Source organism: Cognatundibacterium crateris (genome assembly GCF_010078235.1).
Classification (GTDB): domain Bacteria; phylum Pseudomonadota; class Gammaproteobacteria; order Burkholderiales; family Burkholderiaceae_D; genus Undibacterium; species Undibacterium crateris.
The window spans coordinates 50,271-66,531 of sequence record NZ_JAABOS010000001.1; the positions used below are offsets into that span (position 1 = coordinate 50,271).

The following is a 16,261-nucleotide window of genomic DNA, read 5'->3' on the forward strand; positions in this document are numbered from 1 at the left end:
GCTCAGACTGGCTGTGTCACTGATTCCACCGCTGCGCTGGCTTGCTGCTCCTGTTCAGCCTGCAGCCTCAACTGACGTGCTGCTGCCACCATATTCGCGAGTGCCAGTTCGGTTTCCTGCCATTGACGGGTTTTCAAACCGCAATCCGGATTCACCCATAAACGCGCATCGGGAATCACGCTGCGTGCCTTGCCCAATAAGCGTGCGATTTCTTCCGGTTTGGGTACCCGTGGTGAATGGATGTCATACACGCCGGGCCCAATATCGTTAGGGTAGGAAAAGCTGGAAAAGCCATCCAGTAATTCCATGTCTGAACGCGAGGTTTCTATCGTAATCACGTCGGCATCCATCGCAGCGATCCAGGGCAGGATGTCGTTGAATTCGGAATAGCACATATGGGTATGAATCTGGGTGGTATCGCGCACTCCGGCTGCACACAGCTGGAAGGCCTGTACCGCCCAGTCCAGATAATGCGCCCAGTCTTGCTGGCGCAAAGGCAGGCCTTCGCGGAATGCAGGTTCATCGATTTGTATCATGCCTATGCCTGCCTGTTCCAGATCGCAGACTTCATCGCGTAAGGCCAGTGCAATCTGGCGCGCCGTGACTTCGCGTGGCTGATCGTCACGTACGAAAGACCATTGCAACATCGTCACCGGCCCGGTCAGCATACCTTTCATCGGCTTGTCGGTCAGGCTTTGCGCATAGGCGCTCCAGCTTACCGTCATCGCTTCCGGACGATACACATCACCATAAATAAACGGCGGTTTTACGCAGCGTGAACCATAACTCTGTACCCAGCCAAAATCGGTGAAGCCATAACCCCACAGCTGTTCACCGAAATACTCCACCATGTCATTGCGTTCCGGTTCGCCATGTACCAGCACATCCAGCCCCAGTTCTTCCTGTTTGCTGACCACCAGGCTGATTTCTGCGCGCATTTTTTCCAGATAATCGAGATGGCTGATCTCAGCACGCTTATACGCGGCGCGGGTCTGGCGTATGGCTGGCGTTTGCGGGAAGGAGCCAATCGTGGTGGTCGGGAACAGCGGCAACTGCCATTTTTCTTGCTGGGCGCGGATACGTTCACTGAAGCCGGAATGACGCTGGGTATCTTTGGCAGCAATTGCTTGCAGACGCTTTTGTACCAGCGGATTGTGGATGCGCTTAGAACTCTGGCGTGACTGTACTGCCTGATCGCTGGCCGCCAGCTGGGTCGCGACTGCTGCTTCACCCTGATCCAGTGCCAGTCTCAGGGTTTGGATTTCTGTGATTTTCTGATTCGCGAAAGCCAGCCAGTTTTTCAGTTCGCTATCCAGCCGTGTTTCGCTGTCCAGATCGACCGGCACATGCAGTAAAGAACAGCTGCTGCTGATCCAGCAACGCTCACCCAGTGCCGCATGCACAGGCTGCAGCTTGTGCAGCACGCGGCGCAAATCGGTGCGCCAGATATTGCGGCCATCGACTACGCCCAAAGACAAGATCTGTGGTGCTGGCCAGTTCGCCAGCACATCATTGGTCAGAGTTGTGCCACGCACCAGATCCAGATGCACACCGGCCACTGGCAGGCTTTGCAGTAAGTCCAGATGCTGACTCACATCGCCAAAATAGCTGGCCAGTAAAATCTTAGGCGCTTGCTGGCTCAATGCCTGATAGCAGGGCAGGAATTGCGCCAGATATGCCGCGTCCAGATCCAGTGACAACACAGGTTCATCGATTTGCACCCAGGTCACGCCTTGTTGTTGCAGGCGTTGCAGTATGCGTTGATAGGCGCTCAGTAATGGCGGCAATAATTCCAGTGCATGTGACAGTCCGGATTTGACTTTGCCCAGTGCCAGCAGACTCAGCGGCCCCAGTAACACCACCTTAGGCTGTAAGCCCGCGGCCTGCGCCTGACTGACTTCTTCAAACAGCCAGTCAGTGCCGCCGTCAAAGCGCGTGTGCTGGCTCCATTCCGGGACCAGGTAATGGTAGTTGGTATCAAACCATTTGGTCATTTCCATCGCAAACTGCTGGCTGTTACCGCGTGCCAGTTCGGAATACTGCTGCAGATTCAGACTGGCGGGATCGAAGCCAAAACGTTCCGGGATCGCGCCCAGTAAAGCCAGGGTTTGCAATACATGGTCGTAATACGCAAAATCGCCCACCGTGACCAGATCCAGACCGGCATTCGCCTGGCTTTGCCAATGGCGCAAACGCAGGCTGGCGGCCAGTTCCTGCAATTGCTGTTCGTTGCTGTCGCCGCGCCAGAACGATTCCAGCGCAAACTTCAATTCTCTGTGGGCGCCTATGCGCGGATAACCGGGGATATGAGCTAAGGACATGATGGACTCCAGATAAAAGGGTGGTTGCAAACCTGAGGCTTTGCTGAGTAAGGCGGAATACAGGTTTCAGGCTTGTCATTTTGTCGTCAGGTCGAGTATTATTCAAACGATAAAAATTCGTAATCATCATGAAATTTACTCATAATGGCATCCATCCTTGAAGTCCGACACTTAAAAACCCTGGTGGCTTTGCGCGAGGCAGGCAATCTGATGCGTGCCGCGAGCTTGCTGAATGTGACGCAGTCGGCCTTGTCGCATCAGATCAAGCAACTGGAAGAACACTACGGCCTGGAATTATTTGAAAGGAAGTCGGTGCCGGTACGCTTTACCGCAGCCGGTGAGCGCCTGCTGCAACTGGGCGATGACTTGCTACCTGCCGTGGCGGAAGCCGAGCGCGATATGGCGCGGCTGGCGCAGGGCGAAGCCGGGCAGTTAAGAATCTCGGTAGAATGCCATACCTGCTTTGACTGGCTGATGCCAGCCATGGATATTTTCCGGCAACGCTGGCCAGCAGTTGAGCTCGATATCGTGTCGGGCTTTCATGCCGATCCTATCGCTTTGCTGCATGAGCACCGCGCCGATATTGCGATTGTGGCCGATCGTGATGCCGATGAGGTGGTCGATTACCATCCGCTGTTCCGCTATGAAATTGTGGCGCTGGTCGCCAAAGATCATCATCTGGCGGCACGCGATTATCTGGTGGCTGAGGACTTTGGCAGCGATACCCTGATTACCTATCCGGTACCGGATGAGATGCTGGATGTGGTGCGTCAGGTGTTGCGACCGGCCGGTATCAAAACCACACGCAGGACGACTGAACTGACAGTGGCGATGCTGCAGTTAGTTGCGAGTAAACGCGGCATCGCGACCTTGCCTTTATGGGCCGCGCAAAACTATCTGAACCGGAATTATGTGCTGGCCAAAAAAATCAGCGCTGAAGGTTTGACCGGTCGTCTGTATGCGAGCTGCCTGCCAGCCATGTCATCCAAAGCCTATCTGCTCGACTTTGTGCAAACTATCCGTGAAAGCAGTTTTCTGACGCTGAGTAATGTGGAACTATTATGAAACAGTCGTAAAAAAGCCGGAGCGTGGCTTAGACACACGATCCGGCTTTAAAGTAGTTTGCAGTGGTTTGCAGTAGTTTGCAGCGGGGGGATTGCAATCGAAGAATTACAGCGGGTCAGCCACACCGATAGGTGCCGGGCTGATATTCACGATCAGTGAAAACAACTGTTCATAGCGATAGCGTTCACCGCTGTCATCCAGCCGTTCACGGTTTTTCATAAAGGCCGCATCCACTGCCTGCCAGTCTTCAACAAACAGCACTTGTCTGGCGACTGGCATGATCACATCTTCTTCTTTGCGCATATGCGCGTAGTAAAACTTGGCATATTGTTCGACCAGTTCATAGAATTTATCAAACGCAGGCTGACCCTGGAATTCATACTGTAGCAAGGCATCCTGCAAACGATGGACTAAGGCTTCGCCACTGCTATGCTGTTCGGTCAGCGCATCTAGCTCGGTATCGAGCTGATGGGTGCGTTGCTTGATTTTGGCGAACAGATACTGATCCTCCTTAGGATGATGGACTTTCTCAGGATATTCCGCGATGTAATACAACATCGCGCGGAACACCTTCAGATCCGGTACCGGTCCGCCCTGTTTGACTGAGCGTACAAAGTACAGCATGCCCTGGATCACGGCGGATAAATGCTCGTGTTCCTGATGAATGATATCGACAGAAACCGGATGAAAATTCCTGGCACTCATCTTAAATCTCCCTGTTTTTTGAATTTGGCTGGACGGACGCAAAAGCACGCAAGCCGGGTTGTGGCCGCTTGTCGTCAAGCGCTGCTGGCCTCATATCGCGTCTGTCCTCGGTGGGTGTCTTGTTATAAAAATCTGAATTTTTGCTGTGCACGCTTAGACGGAGGAACTGCGATGAATTTACTCTGAGTGAGGATTGGGGTTTTTGATCTTGCTCAAATTGCACACAGTACGGTTGAGGTTTTGGACTATATCAGACCTGCTTCAGGTTCAGGTCTGCGCAAGCTGAACCGCTTGCTGCCCTAACTGGCGGTGAAGCTTGCGCTCACCCAGGCCACACTGCGCGAACATCCCCAAGACAAACACCTAATACCGCTGCGCCTTTCCGAGGCTTTTGCTCCGCTAAGCCGCGTCTTTACTGGGTCTTCGTATTTCAAAACTACTTTTTGCCTTGCTCATCGATTAGCCCGGTTTTAGTGATAATAAAAAAGCCTGCTCGTTTTAAGAGCAGGCTTTTTTCATTGCCGTGACCCGTCCTGAAATTGATTTAGCGCGCTTTTTTGGCCAGTATCCCTTCAATCTGATCCATGATGCTGTTCATGCGCTTGAACACCGCCTGATATGGGGCCGGTGAGGCGAGGTCGACGCCGGCTTGTTTCACCAACTGATACGGGTAGGCAGCGCCGCCGGTTTTCAGGATGTTGAGGTAGTTGTCGCGTGCGCCTGGGGTGCCTTTCAGTACTTCATCGGCAAACATGGAACCGGCAGCGATCGAGGTCGCATACTGGAACACATAGAAGCGGGTGTAGAAGTGCGGGATGTAAGCCCATTCGGTGGCATACACATCGTCGATTTTCATGATGCCTTCCTGATCGCCATGGTAGCGTTTCAGAATGCCGCTATAGATCTGGCTCAGGCCTTCGCCAGTCAGGGATTCGCCTTTGTCGACCTTGGCATGGACTTCGCGTTCGAAGTCGGCGAACATGGCCTGGCGGAAGAAAGTGCCGCGCAGGTTTTCTAATGCTGAACCCAGATACAGCAGGCGTTCATCATCCGATTTTGCGATTTTCAGCATGTGATCGAGCAGGAACACTTCATTGGTAGTGGAAGCGATTTCTGCGGTGAAGGTCGGGTAGTCTGACGTGATGAAGGGTTGCGCCTTATTCGCCAGATAGGAGTGCATCGCATGGCCCCATTCGTGGCCCAGCGTAGAGAGCGACTCATAATCGTCGTTGTAATTCAACAGGATGTAAGGGTGCACGTCATAGCCAGCGCCGGTCATGTACGCGCCTGAGCGTTTACGCGCGCGTGGGTAGACATCCATCCAGCGTTCGGTAGTCGCCTTGGTCATCGCCTTGGTGTAATCCTCACCCAGTGGCTTGACCGATTCCAGCATGTATTTCACGCCGTCAGTGATGCTGTATTTGAAGTCGCCCGATACCAGCGGCGGATAGATATCGTAATAGCGCAGATCGTTCACACCCAGCATACGCGCACGCAGCTTGAAATAGCGGTGCAGGGTAGGCAGATTAGCCTGAGTCTGGCTGATCAGGGTGTCATACACGGCGCGCGGCAGATTATTGGCATCAAGTGCATGGGTCAGGGAATCCGGATAATTTCTGACCTTGGCATAGGTGCTGTCTTTTTTGAGTTGTTCATAAAACGTCACGCCATAGCTGCGTTCAAATTCCTTCCATTTACCCCAAAACGCATCAAACACCAGCTTGCGGTCAGCACGGTTCGGTGCGGCGCGGTATTTGGTATAGGCCGCCTGGTCGATCACAACTTCTTCGCCATTCGATAATTTCACTTTAGGCCAGGGCATATCGGCATTCGACAGCGTGGAGTAAACCGCGCTGGCGGTGCCGGTTGCCATACCGAAGGTGGCGATCAGCGCTTCAGATTTTTGATCCAGTGTGTGTTTGGCACCGCGAAGTATGTCATTGAGCGGGTGGCGGTAAATGCTCAGGGACTTATCTTTAGCCAGGTAAGCATCGATTTTTTTTGCGCCCAGGCTCAGCACTTCAGGGCGGATAAATGAACTGGCTTCTTCAAATTTACTGCCCAGGATGTCGGCGGTCTGCGCCAGATCCTGACCGGCGTTATTGCCGGTATCCTGGTCGCGGAATTGTGCGGCATAGGTGCTCAGGCGTGCATAGCGTTTTGCGATGTCGGCATACAAGTCCATGCAGGATTTGAATTTCGGCAGTGTGTCGCCGAGGCGGCCGCTGCAAGTCTGCAGTTGTGGCAATTGCGACTCCAGTTTTTTTGCATCGATATCCCAGGCTGTGCGATCCTGATACAGGTCTTGCAGATTCCAGCGGTAGGCTTCCGTGTCATTCGGATGGTTGGCGTAGCTGCTGACAGGGAAGGCAAAGGCCAGGCCTATCAGTGCGGCGATCAGATTTTTTTTCATGTAGTCTCCAGTGTTGTAGCGTGCAGGCCGGGCAGCCTGTAGTCATGCATGATGCAAAGCCTGAAAATATACCGCGAACGCTGCGCTAATCCTAAGAAAAACCGGCTGCTTCAACGCGTAAAAACAGAAATCCATAGAATCTTTGGCGAGCTGATGGCGCCTGCTGTTTTTATATGAAAATTCCTTGCTGTGAGCTGGAATTCTTTGGCTGATAAGTCGGGTGCATGTCGCTTTCCGGTACAATTCCAAAACTCAGACTGCAGATTTCATCATGAAACACTTCCGTTTTTCTCCTGACCCAATGACCATGATGTTGTTGGCGATGATAGCGCTGGCCAGTTTTTTTCCGGCGACCGGCGCTTATGCCCTGGCGTTTGACCGTTTATCGATGCTGATGATCGCTGTGCTGTTCTTCATGCACGGCGCACGTTTATCACGTGAAGCGGTGGTGGCTGGCATGATGCACTGGCGGCTGCATCTGCTGGTATTGGGCATTACCTTCGTGCTGTTCCCGATACTGGGTCTGGTGTTGCGGCCGGTGCTGGAGCCGCTGGTGACGCCTGAGATTTATTTAGGCATCCTGTATCTGTGTGTTTTGCCGTCGACGGTGCAATCCTCAATTGCGTTCACTTCTGTCGCGCGCGGCAATGTCTCGGCTGCGGTATGCAGTGCTTCGGCCAGTAATATTTTGGGCATATTCATCACACCTGTGCTGGTCAGTCTGATTGTGAAATCCGGTTCTGGCCTGCCTTTTTCCTGGGAGCCGGTACTGAAGATTGTGGTGCAGCTCTTGCTGCCTTTTGTCGCAGGTCAGTTGTTGCGTCCCTTGATACGGCAATGGGTGGATCGCTGGTCGGGTGCGCTCAAAAAGCTGGATCAGAGTTCGATTTTACTGGTGGTGTATGTGGCGTTTGGCGAAGCGGTGGTGCAGGGTATCTGGCAGCGTGTACCGCTGACGATGCTGCTGGTGATACTGATGATCAGTGCGCTGCTGCTGACCATCATTATGCTTATCACGACTTATGGCAGCCGGCGTCTGGGGTTTTCTAAGGAAGATGAAATCACTATCGTATTTTGTGGTTCGAAAAAAAGTCTGGCCAGTGGTGTGCCTATGGCCAAAGTGTTGTTTGCAGGTGGTTCCGCAGGTTTGGTTTTACTACCCATTATGTTGTTTCATCAGTTACAGTTGATGGTGTGTACGGTGTTGGCGCAGCGGTATGCCAATCGGAAAAGCTGAGCGGACAATGTCTTCCGTTTTCAGTCAACTCACTTAAGGATAGAAAGCATGCCTCAGTTCGCCGCCAACCTCAGCATGATGTATCAGGAATATCCCTTCTTGCAGCGTTTTGCCGCTGCTGCGCAGGATGGATTCAAAGCGGTTGAGTATCTGTTTCCCTATGATTTTTCTGCGCAGGAATTGCGCGACGCACTGGATGCGGCAGGATTACAGCAAGTCTTATTCAATGCACCGCCAGGTGACTGGGCTGCGGGTGAGCGCGGTATTGCGGCTTTGCCCGGACGCGAGGCCGAATTCAGACAGGGCTTTGATCTGGCACTCCGCTATGCCGAAGTGTTGGGTAATCCGGCCATTCATGTGATGGCTGGTATCGTCGATGCGCAGCAAGACCCTGAGCGTTGCCGTGCGGTGTATCAGCGTAATCTGGCGTATGCGGCATTGCACGCTGCACGGCATGGGAAGATAGTATTGATCGAGCCGATTAATACCCGTGATATGCCAGGCTATTTTTTGAATTTGCAGGAAGACGCACAGCAAATCTGCCATGAAATCGGCGTCGAAAATCTGCAACTGCAGTTTGACATCTATCATTGCCAGATCATGCAGGGCGATGTGACGACCCGCATGCTGGATGGCTTGCGACGTCAGGTCGGCCAGATCGCGCACATACAGATCGCAGGCGTGCCGGGCCGGCATGAACCTTCGCTGGGAGAGCTGAACTATCCCTATCTGTTTGCACAACTGGATGCGGCGGGCTATGCGGGCTGGGTCGGTTGCGAATACCGTCCGGCGGCTGGCACCTCAGCCGGGCTGGACTGGCTGCGGCCTTACTTAAAGCGTGATTGAAAAGCTGCTTTACTGCGCGCTAAGCATGGGCGACAAAGCCCCGGTACTGCGGGCTTTGTCGCTTTCAGCAGGTTTATATTCAGTATTGCGTTGTGACTTTCAGACCCGAGAACTTAGTCACTCCATATAAGCTGATATAGATGTAACCGGCAGGCGGGTTGTTGATGATCACGCTTTCGTTGTTGCCCGGATTGACCGAACTCGCATTGTAGTGGTCACGTGAAGGCCAGCTGCCATTGGTGCTCACATACATATCCGCATTGCCGGTTCCGCCACTGGTGCTGATGGTCAGTTTGGTGGTGCCAGCCGGGACACTGAGATACAGATATGCGTAGTCGCCTGCCACACTGCTCACATTGCTGCGACTGCAGTTTTTTCCGAGTGCAGCAGCACTACCCGGGCATTCCGGTAAATTTCCCCCACTGCTGAGATTGATGGTTGTTGAGACTTTACTGCTGTCGCCCGCATTGTCTTTAACCGTCAAAGTAACCGTGTAGCTACCTGGATTGCTATAGGTTTTCGAAGGGTTGCTGGCGCTGGAGCTGCTGCCATCGCCAAAGTCCCAGCTACGGCTGACGATACTGCCATCACTGTCGGTCGAGGTATCGCTGAAACTGACGCTAAGGCCATTGATGCTGCTATTGAATGCGGCTACCGGTGGCTTGTTTGCCGGTGGCACAGTCGAGCTGCATTGTGGTAAAGAGCTATTGTTCACGCAAGGCAGCCATGCACTGAAGTCCGCATCCAGCGTGGTGTTGATGCCATTCATATAGCTGGTGTAAGCGCTGTAATTCCCAGGCCGGAAATAGGAATTCAACAGCGTGCTGACCCGATTGCGCTGTTTTTCAAACATATAGCGTACTGCCAGATAGCCCCAGTTATACACTCTGGTCTGACCGGACGAATAATCGTTGTTGAAAATCTGACTCAGTTTGTAGGTGCCGCTGGCTGCCTGAGTTTTAGCGTCGTTGTAATCGAGCTTACGATACGAGTAAGACATATACTCCGCAAAACCCTCTATCCACCAGATAGAATTGACGCTGACGGCAGCATTGAAATCACCAGACATATTGAAACGCCCATCCAGATAATGGATGTATTCGTGGGTCAGATTCCAGATTTCAAAAGCAGGCAGCTTCCATTCGGCCTGGTAAGCGATAAAACGTGCCTGGTTATTCGCAGCGGAAGGATCACCTTCCAGATACATACCGCCGTTATTGGTATCGATGCCAAAAATTGCACCGGCATAGGTGGCGTAGGATTTACTGCTATTGAAAATCACCATTTCCAGCTGCTTGTTATTGTCATTCGCAACCGGCACATTGCCAGACTGTACCTGCTGATGAAAATACGATTCTTCACCGCCGACGATGCTGCAAGCTTCCTGCAGTTGTGCGCTGGTCAGCGACTGCGCTTTGAGTTTCAGTGTCGGTGAGCAGCTATATCGTACCGGCAGCACATTGCTATCCAGCGTAGACTGGAAATTACACAGATTGTAGTAAGCGCAATTCGCCTTATCGTAGTATTCGACCATTTCGCCAAGCCCTACCCAGACAGCGGCCGTGCTACCCGTCACATTGCTACGGTCTAGCATGGTTTTTACGCGGGATTTGGCCAGATTTTTTAATGCGCCGCCTTCGCTATATTGCAGAAAGCGCGCCATTTCACGGCCTGCATTGGCGACCAGGTAGTCGTTATCGCTTCCTAACAAACCGAAGTTCGCATTCATGAAATTGTAGAGGCTGTCCACGATAGCAGGGTCAGACTGCACCAGCGACTTGAAGTCGGCATTCTGATGCCCGCGGAACAGAATGGTGAACGCGTTGTTGACTGCACTGCGCATGTACCAAAAATTGAGGAAGCTGCTATTCAGGCTCAGCATGCGTTTGACTGCCGTGTTCAGGTAGCGTGCGTTCTCAGTTGCGCTGTCTATCAGGGTGATGAACTCAGACAGGATTTCGCCGTGCACGTCATTAATCAGCGCAAAATTCGGATTCTTGATAAATGCGTCTAAGGCTGCGCGTATCGCTGTCTGCAGATTCGTGCCATAGCTGCCCACTGCCGTATCGTAAAACTGCACATAGTAACCCGCACGCAAAAACATCACCATTTGCAATGCGCTACCCGCATTGCTGCCGTTATAGCTGGCGGCTTCGTTTTCAAAGGCTTTGGCAATCGTGACCATTTGCGCTTCTTTAAAAATGGCATACGCCTGAGCGCCACTGACGCCGAATAAATCATTGATGCAAGCTGAGCTTGAGGACTTCACCAGACTGACCAGCGCAGCGCCGCTTGCAGAGGCAAACGCATTGCGATCACAGGCCGCGAGTGCTTTGTCCAGTGTTAAACCACGCGATGACTTGGCCAGTTCAGCTTTGGACAGATTCGTGCTCAAGGACGAGGGGCGGTTTGGAATAGCGGGCTGGTCGGCGCTGCTATAGCTGGTGCGGGCGTTGATCTGGCTCGCCTGTTGCGGTGCACGTTCAGCAGCAGTGTAGGATTTTTTCTGGTGGTGCTTGCTGGACGCTTGAGACTCCAGGCTGGCGGTTTTTTTGACTGGCGGGGATAGCTTGTCCTGAGCGTCAAGCGCATGGCCTTCTGAGGCAAGCAGAGCGCCGCTGATCGCTGCGCAGGAAATAAGTAAACGGGGTAAGGCAGTGGAAAGATAGCGTTTCAATTGAGTCTCCTTTATTGGCATGGATGCTTGGAAGTTTGTCCATGACGTGTAGATGCTTAACTGTTTTGCACATCATTGAAGCCTGTCAGTGTCCTCCTGAAATGTGGGTGGATAAAATGAATATTTGTTTGTTTTTATTCGGAATGGCAGAGCTGAATTTTCTATTTATTGCTTATTTAATACCAAAAACTATGATTTAGGCATTAAAAATAGTAAATAAAGCAATAATTTCAAGAAAATATTTGCATTGGTGTAATGGTTAAATATATTTATATCAGATTTGCGAAAAGTCAAATATATTTAGCGCGCAGGCTTAAAAAGAGCAGGGCGGGCAAGCAGCGCACTTTTCAGCGTTTATTGCCCGTTCTTGTCACCAGCCTGCGAAGACCGCAAGACAGAAATGGCGTGGTAGCGGATTCAGACTTGAGCGCTGAAGCAGCGGCGGCAGGCTGGTCTGAGGTAGCCGTGCAAAAGTGAGATAGTTAAGGAGTTGGGCAAAGCGGTGGGGCGGTGATGTAGCGATATGTACGCTGAGCGTCAACGCTGCATATAGATAGGATAGTGGGCAAGTGGAAGAGCCGGCATCAGCCAGCTCCTCCAGTCCCTCCAGTTTTTGACCGGCAGTTTATTTACTGCTATCTGCTTTATTCGTCCGAGACTTGCAGTATCAGTTTGCCGAAATTTTTACCTTCAAACAGCATCAGCAGGGCTTGCGGGAATTGTGCTAAGCCTTGCACGATATCTTCGCGGGTATGGAATTGTCCCTGCTGCATCCAGGCGCCCATTTCAGCAACGGCTTCCGCATAGCGGCTCGCATAATCAAACACCACGATGCCCTCCATGCGTGCGCGGTTGACCAGTAAAGACAGGTAATTCGCCGGGCCTTTCACTGGCGAGGTGTTGTTGTACTGGGAGATCGCGCCGCAAATGATGATGCGTGCTTTCAGGTTGATGCGGGTCAGCACCGTATCGAGAATGTCGCCGCCGACGTTGTCGAAGTAGATATCCACGCCATTCGGGCAATGTGTTTTGAGTCCTTCTTTGACTGAGCTGTTTTTATAGTCTATGCAGGCGTCAAAACCCAGTTCATTGACCACGAAATCACATTTCTCTTTGCCGCCTGCGATGCCCACCACGCGGCAGCCTTTTTGTTTGGCGACCTGGCCCACGGTTTGTCCTACCGCACCGGCGGCACCTGACACCACCACGGTTTCGCCAGCCTTGGGTTGTCCGACATCGAGCAGGCCGAAATACGCGGTCATCCCCGGCATACCCAGCGCATTCAGAAATTTTGGCAGCGCCGCCAGCTTGGGCGAGACCGGATAAAACGCCGCGTGTTTATCATTGGCGTCGCCTATCCAGTATTCCTGCACACCGGTTCCGCCGGACACATAATCACCCGCTTTAAAACGCGGCGATTTGGAGGCGACCACCTGGCCGATGCCGCCCGCACGCATGACTTCACCGATCGCAACCGGGCGTATATAGGATTTACCTTCATTCATCCAGCCACGCATGGCCGGGTCCAGCGACAGGTAAATGGTTCTGACCAGGATTTCGCCGTCCTGCAAGTCGCGCAGCGGCTCTTCGGTGAATTGCCAGTCGCTGGCTTGTGGTAAGCCGACCGGGCGGGCTGCCAGGCGGATTTGGTGGTTGATGCTTGCGTTCATGTCGTCTCCGTTTTTTTAGGGGGGGATATCAGCGTGCACGCGCGGTGCGGGGGGAATCTCTTTTTTGTCGCCGCACACAATATACATCAAATCAGAATAAATAGAACGATCGTACTTTTTAAATTTTTTTGATGAATCTGGATTTTCTCAGTGCCGCTGGCCTTGCCCGGTCTGAATAAAAACGCGTTCTCATGCGACAATGCACACTGCGCTGTTTGCAGCATTATCCGAATATTATTTGAAAACCCTATTCGTCAGAATAGCTGAACCAACGAAAAAACGAAAATGAGTCAAAAACCTGAATTTATCCTGACCTTGTCCTGTCCCGATCAGCGCGGCATCGTGCATCGCGTATCCGGCTTACTGAGCCAATATGCATGCAATATCATTGACTCAGCCCAGTTCGGCGATGCACAATCCGCCAGCTTCTTTATGCGCGTGCATTTTGCAGCAGAGGATGACAGCGCGAGTCATACGGTATTGCATGCGGCATTTGCCGGACTGGCGCAGGAACTGGGCATGGAATGGCAGTTACATGACGCGCATCATAAGCCGCGTGTGATGATACTGGTGTCACGCATAGGTCACTGCCTGAATGATTTATTGTTCCGCCATAAAAGCGGTTTGCTGCCGGTAGATATACGTGCCATCGTGTCGAATCATCCGGATTTTTACCAACTGGCCGCCAGCTATAACATTCCTTTCCATCATTTGCCCTTAGCAGCCGGGGCGCCGGAAGGTCTCAAGCGCGCGCAGGAGAAAAAGATCCTGGAAATCGCTGAAGCGCAGGATGTGGAGCTGGTCGTGCTGGCGCGTTACATGCAGATACTGTCACAGCAGATGTGTGAGGATCTGAAAGGCCGCGCCATTAATATCCATCATTCTTTCCTGCCCAGCTTTAAAGGCGCGAAACCGTATTACCAGGCGCACGAACGCGGCGTGAAGCTGATCGGCGCGACCGCGCATTTTGTGACCAGTGATCTGGATGAAGGTCCGATTATTGAGCAGGACGTGGCGCGGGTTGATCATGCGATGGGGCCGGAAGAACTCACCGCAATCGGGCGCGATGTGGAATGCGTAGTTCTGGCACGCGCAGTCAAGTGCTTTGTGGAGCACAGAATTTTAGTTAACGGACATAAGACAGTCGTATTCAAATAATGGCATTAAAATCGATCATTTATAAAGCAGAACTCAATATTTCTGATATGGACCGCGGCTACTACGCGGATCACAACCTGACCATCGCAAGACATCCGTCGGAAACCGATGAACGCATGATGGTGCGGGTCTTAGCTTTCGCTATTCATGCCGCAGAAAGGCTGGAATTCGGCAAAGGGATTTCGGATACAGAAGAACCCGATTTATGGGAAAAAGACTATACCGATGCGATCCAGACCTGGATAGAAGTCGGCCAGCCGGATGACCGCCGCTTGTTAAAGGCTTGCGGCCGTTCTGATAAGGTGTATGTATACAGCTATGCCAGTGCCAGTGATGTCTGGTGGAAGCAGATGAATAGCCGCTTAGACCGCGCGAAAAATCTGTGCGTCAGAAATATCCCGTCCGAACAAAGTCAGGCACTGGAAAAACTGGCACAACGCACCATGCAATTGCAATGCACGATACAGGATGGTCAAATCTGGCTGTCAGCCGGTGAGGTATCGGTACAGATCGATGTGGAAACGCTGAAAGACTTTAGCTGATCCTATGTGTACATGCTGGCCAGCCAGACAGCATGGAGCACATGTGCTCATCCTGTTCTTGCTGGGCCTGGCGTATCTTGCTTTGAATCTTTTTGCCCGATGCAGTCAGTTTGAGCGGCAGTTTTCTGGCAGTACTCAATTATGTGCGCTCTGCCCACTGTAAGGGAAAGGGCAGTGAGGCTGCACTCATTTCAAGATGCAGAATTCGCCTTTGCTGGCATAGTCGGGATTTATCTGACGCATGCAGTAGTAAAGGCCGCATCAGTAGTACATCGCCAGCCTGCAGCTCGCAGTAGTGACTTTGGTCAGCTGCGCTGCGCTGGCTGATTTCTTCCAGCGTCAATTTTCCTGCCTGATGACTGCCGGGGATCACCTTCAGTGCGCCATTATCCCGGTCGCTATCGTCAAGTGCGAAGCGCCAGGTCAGCATACTATTGAGGATATCTGCCGGTGGCTCCACATGAAAAATACCATTTTTCTGCGTCCATTTTTGATATTCACTCAATCTGGCTGAAGAAGTATTGACGCAAATAGTTTTATCCTGGTGCCAGGGAACCAGCCAGTTGTGTGCTGCATTTTTATTGAAAAACAGACCGCGTACCGTGCTCGCTGCGCTCAGGTCTAGCGCGTTAAGCACGGTATTCATTGCTGAAACCGGAAGCGCAGCCTGAATTGCCGGATACTGTTGCAGTACTTGTCTGACGCCATACTGTGCCTGAACCGGTGTGCAGGCGGAACCCAAGGCTTCAAGTTCGGCAGAGTTCAGGAATTTCCTGAGAATGAAGTAGCCATTTGCATGCAATTCCGTTTGCATGTTGGACGAGCAGTGCTGAGAAATCATGTCTGAAGTGAAGTGCAGATAAGCACAAAGCGTCCGTGGAAGCCTTGCGCATATCCGTTAATCAGCTCAGTCTGCCAATACCTTGGTCAGCCAGTTGCCGATATCGACGATTTCTTCCGCGCAGACGGAGTGAGGCATCGGGTAGGTATGCCATTCTATCTGGTAGCCGCATTGTTCCAGTAACTGACGCGATTGCTCTGCGCGCTGCAGAGGGATCACGGGATCAGCCACGCCATGCACCAGGAATATCGGTGTATTCTGGTTAGCAGGATGACGCTCGGCAGCGATGTGTTCGCTGAGTGGTACATAGCCGGACAGGCACAGCATGCCGCCCAGTTGCTGCGGGTAGCGCAAGCCGGTTTGCAAAGTCATGGCGCAGCCTTGGGAGAAACCAGCCAGGATGATGCGATGTGCAGGTATGCCGCGCTCGATTTCTCTGCCGATCAGTTTTTCTATTTCCCCTTGTGACTGACGCAGGCCAGCTTCATCTTCACGTCTGGCGATGTCGGTGCCCAGTATGTCGTACCAGGCGCGCATGACGTAGCCGCCGTTAATGGTGACCGGCATGGTTGGCGCATTCGGAAACACAAAGCGGATAGGCGGACAGGCGCGTAAATCCAGCTCTTTGACGATAGGGACGAAATCATTGGCGTCCGCACCCAGTCCATGCATCCAGATGATGGAGGCAGTTGCTTGCGGGGCGCTTTCCAGTTCTATGGTGGTCAGGTATTGGCTCATGACAGACTGATGCTCAGGTTAAGTGTTAACGCGGTGTTGGGTATTGAA

At 52.4% G+C, this 16,261-nt stretch carries 12 protein-coding genes; 5 read left to right on the forward strand and 7 right to left on the reverse strand.

All coding sequences use genetic code 11. The features are described 5' to 3' along the window. Window positions 1–2: 2 nt before the first annotated feature. Window positions 3–2,321, reverse strand: a complete 2,319-nt coding sequence (gene metE, locus EYB48_RS00190) for a 5-methyltetrahydropteroyltriglutamate--homocysteine S-methyltransferase (protein ID WP_162018276.1) — start codon at window positions 2,319–2,321, stop codon at window positions 3–5. A gap of 141 nt (window positions 2,322–2,462) precedes the next feature. On the opposite strand from metE, the gene EYB48_RS00195 reads away from it, so the two are divergent. Beyond that, entirely contained in the window at window positions 2,463–3,386 is a 924-nt protein-coding gene (locus EYB48_RS00195; protein WP_328823223.1) for a LysR family transcriptional regulator, read from the forward strand. A gap of 105 nt (window positions 3,387–3,491) precedes the next feature. Here EYB48_RS00195 and EYB48_RS00200 read toward each other — a convergent pair whose 3' ends face one another. Further along, the gene (locus EYB48_RS00200) at window positions 3,492–4,091 is read right to left on the reverse strand and encodes a hemerythrin domain-containing protein (protein ID WP_162018278.1); all 600 of its coding nucleotides are present in this window, start codon (window positions 4,089–4,091) and stop codon (window positions 3,492–3,494) included. 544 nt (window positions 4,092–4,635) lie between these two features. Next, on the reverse strand, window positions 4,636–6,504 hold the full coding sequence (pepF, locus tag EYB48_RS00205) for an oligoendopeptidase F (protein ID WP_162018279.1): 1,869 nt from the start codon (window positions 6,502–6,504) through the stop codon (window positions 4,636–4,638). Between the two features lie 271 nt (window positions 6,505–6,775). Here pepF and EYB48_RS00210 point away from each other — a divergent pair, with 271 nt between their 5' ends. Together EYB48_RS00210 and otnI are read left to right on the forward strand one after the other, a co-directional pair. After that, the gene (locus EYB48_RS00210) at window positions 6,776–7,741 is read left to right on the forward strand and encodes a bile acid:sodium symporter family protein (RefSeq protein WP_162018280.1); all 966 of its coding nucleotides are present in this window, start codon (window positions 6,776–6,778) and stop codon (window positions 7,739–7,741) included. Between the two features lie 48 nt (window positions 7,742–7,789). Then, window positions 7,790–8,587 carry a 2-oxo-tetronate isomerase gene (gene otnI, locus EYB48_RS00215; RefSeq protein WP_162018281.1) on the forward strand — a complete coding sequence of 266 codons (798 nt, stop codon included), beginning with the start codon at window positions 7,790–7,792 and terminating at the stop codon, window positions 8,585–8,587. Window positions 8,588–8,666: 79 nt separating this feature from the next. On the opposite strand, the gene EYB48_RS00220 is transcribed toward otnI, so the two are convergent. Then, window positions 8,667–11,264: a collagenase gene (locus EYB48_RS00220; RefSeq protein WP_202927617.1), complete on the reverse strand. Its 2,598-nt coding sequence runs from the start codon at window positions 11,262–11,264 to the stop codon at window positions 8,667–8,669. Window positions 11,265–11,908: 644 nt separating this feature from the next. Further along, window positions 11,909–12,934, reverse strand: a complete 1,026-nt coding sequence (locus tag EYB48_RS00225) for an NADP-dependent oxidoreductase (protein ID WP_162018283.1) — start codon at window positions 12,932–12,934, stop codon at window positions 11,909–11,911. Between the two features lie 285 nt (window positions 12,935–13,219). Between EYB48_RS00225 and purU the strand changes: the two genes are divergently transcribed. Continuing rightward, complete coding sequence (purU, locus tag EYB48_RS00230) at window positions 13,220–14,092, forward strand: formyltetrahydrofolate deformylase (RefSeq protein WP_162018284.1); 873 nt, start codon at window positions 13,220–13,222, stop codon at window positions 14,090–14,092. After that, window positions 14,092–14,634, forward strand: coding sequence for a YaeQ family protein (locus tag EYB48_RS00235; RefSeq protein ID WP_162018285.1), 543 nt, complete (start codon window positions 14,092–14,094; stop codon window positions 14,632–14,634). The genes purU and EYB48_RS00235 overlap by 1 nt, the downstream gene beginning before the upstream one ends. Window positions 14,635–14,773: 139 nt before the next feature. Here EYB48_RS00235 and EYB48_RS00240 read toward each other — a convergent pair whose 3' ends face one another. Further along, window positions 14,774–15,448 carry a phytanoyl-CoA dioxygenase family protein gene (locus tag EYB48_RS00240; RefSeq protein ID WP_162018286.1) on the reverse strand — a complete coding sequence of 225 codons (675 nt, stop codon included), beginning with the start codon at window positions 15,446–15,448 and terminating at the stop codon, window positions 14,774–14,776. Between the two features lie 93 nt (window positions 15,449–15,541). Continuing rightward, the gene (locus EYB48_RS00245) at window positions 15,542–16,213 is read right to left on the reverse strand and encodes an alpha/beta hydrolase (protein ID WP_162018287.1); all 672 of its coding nucleotides are present in this window, start codon (window positions 16,211–16,213) and stop codon (window positions 15,542–15,544) included. Window positions 16,214–16,261 lie beyond the last annotated feature (48 nt).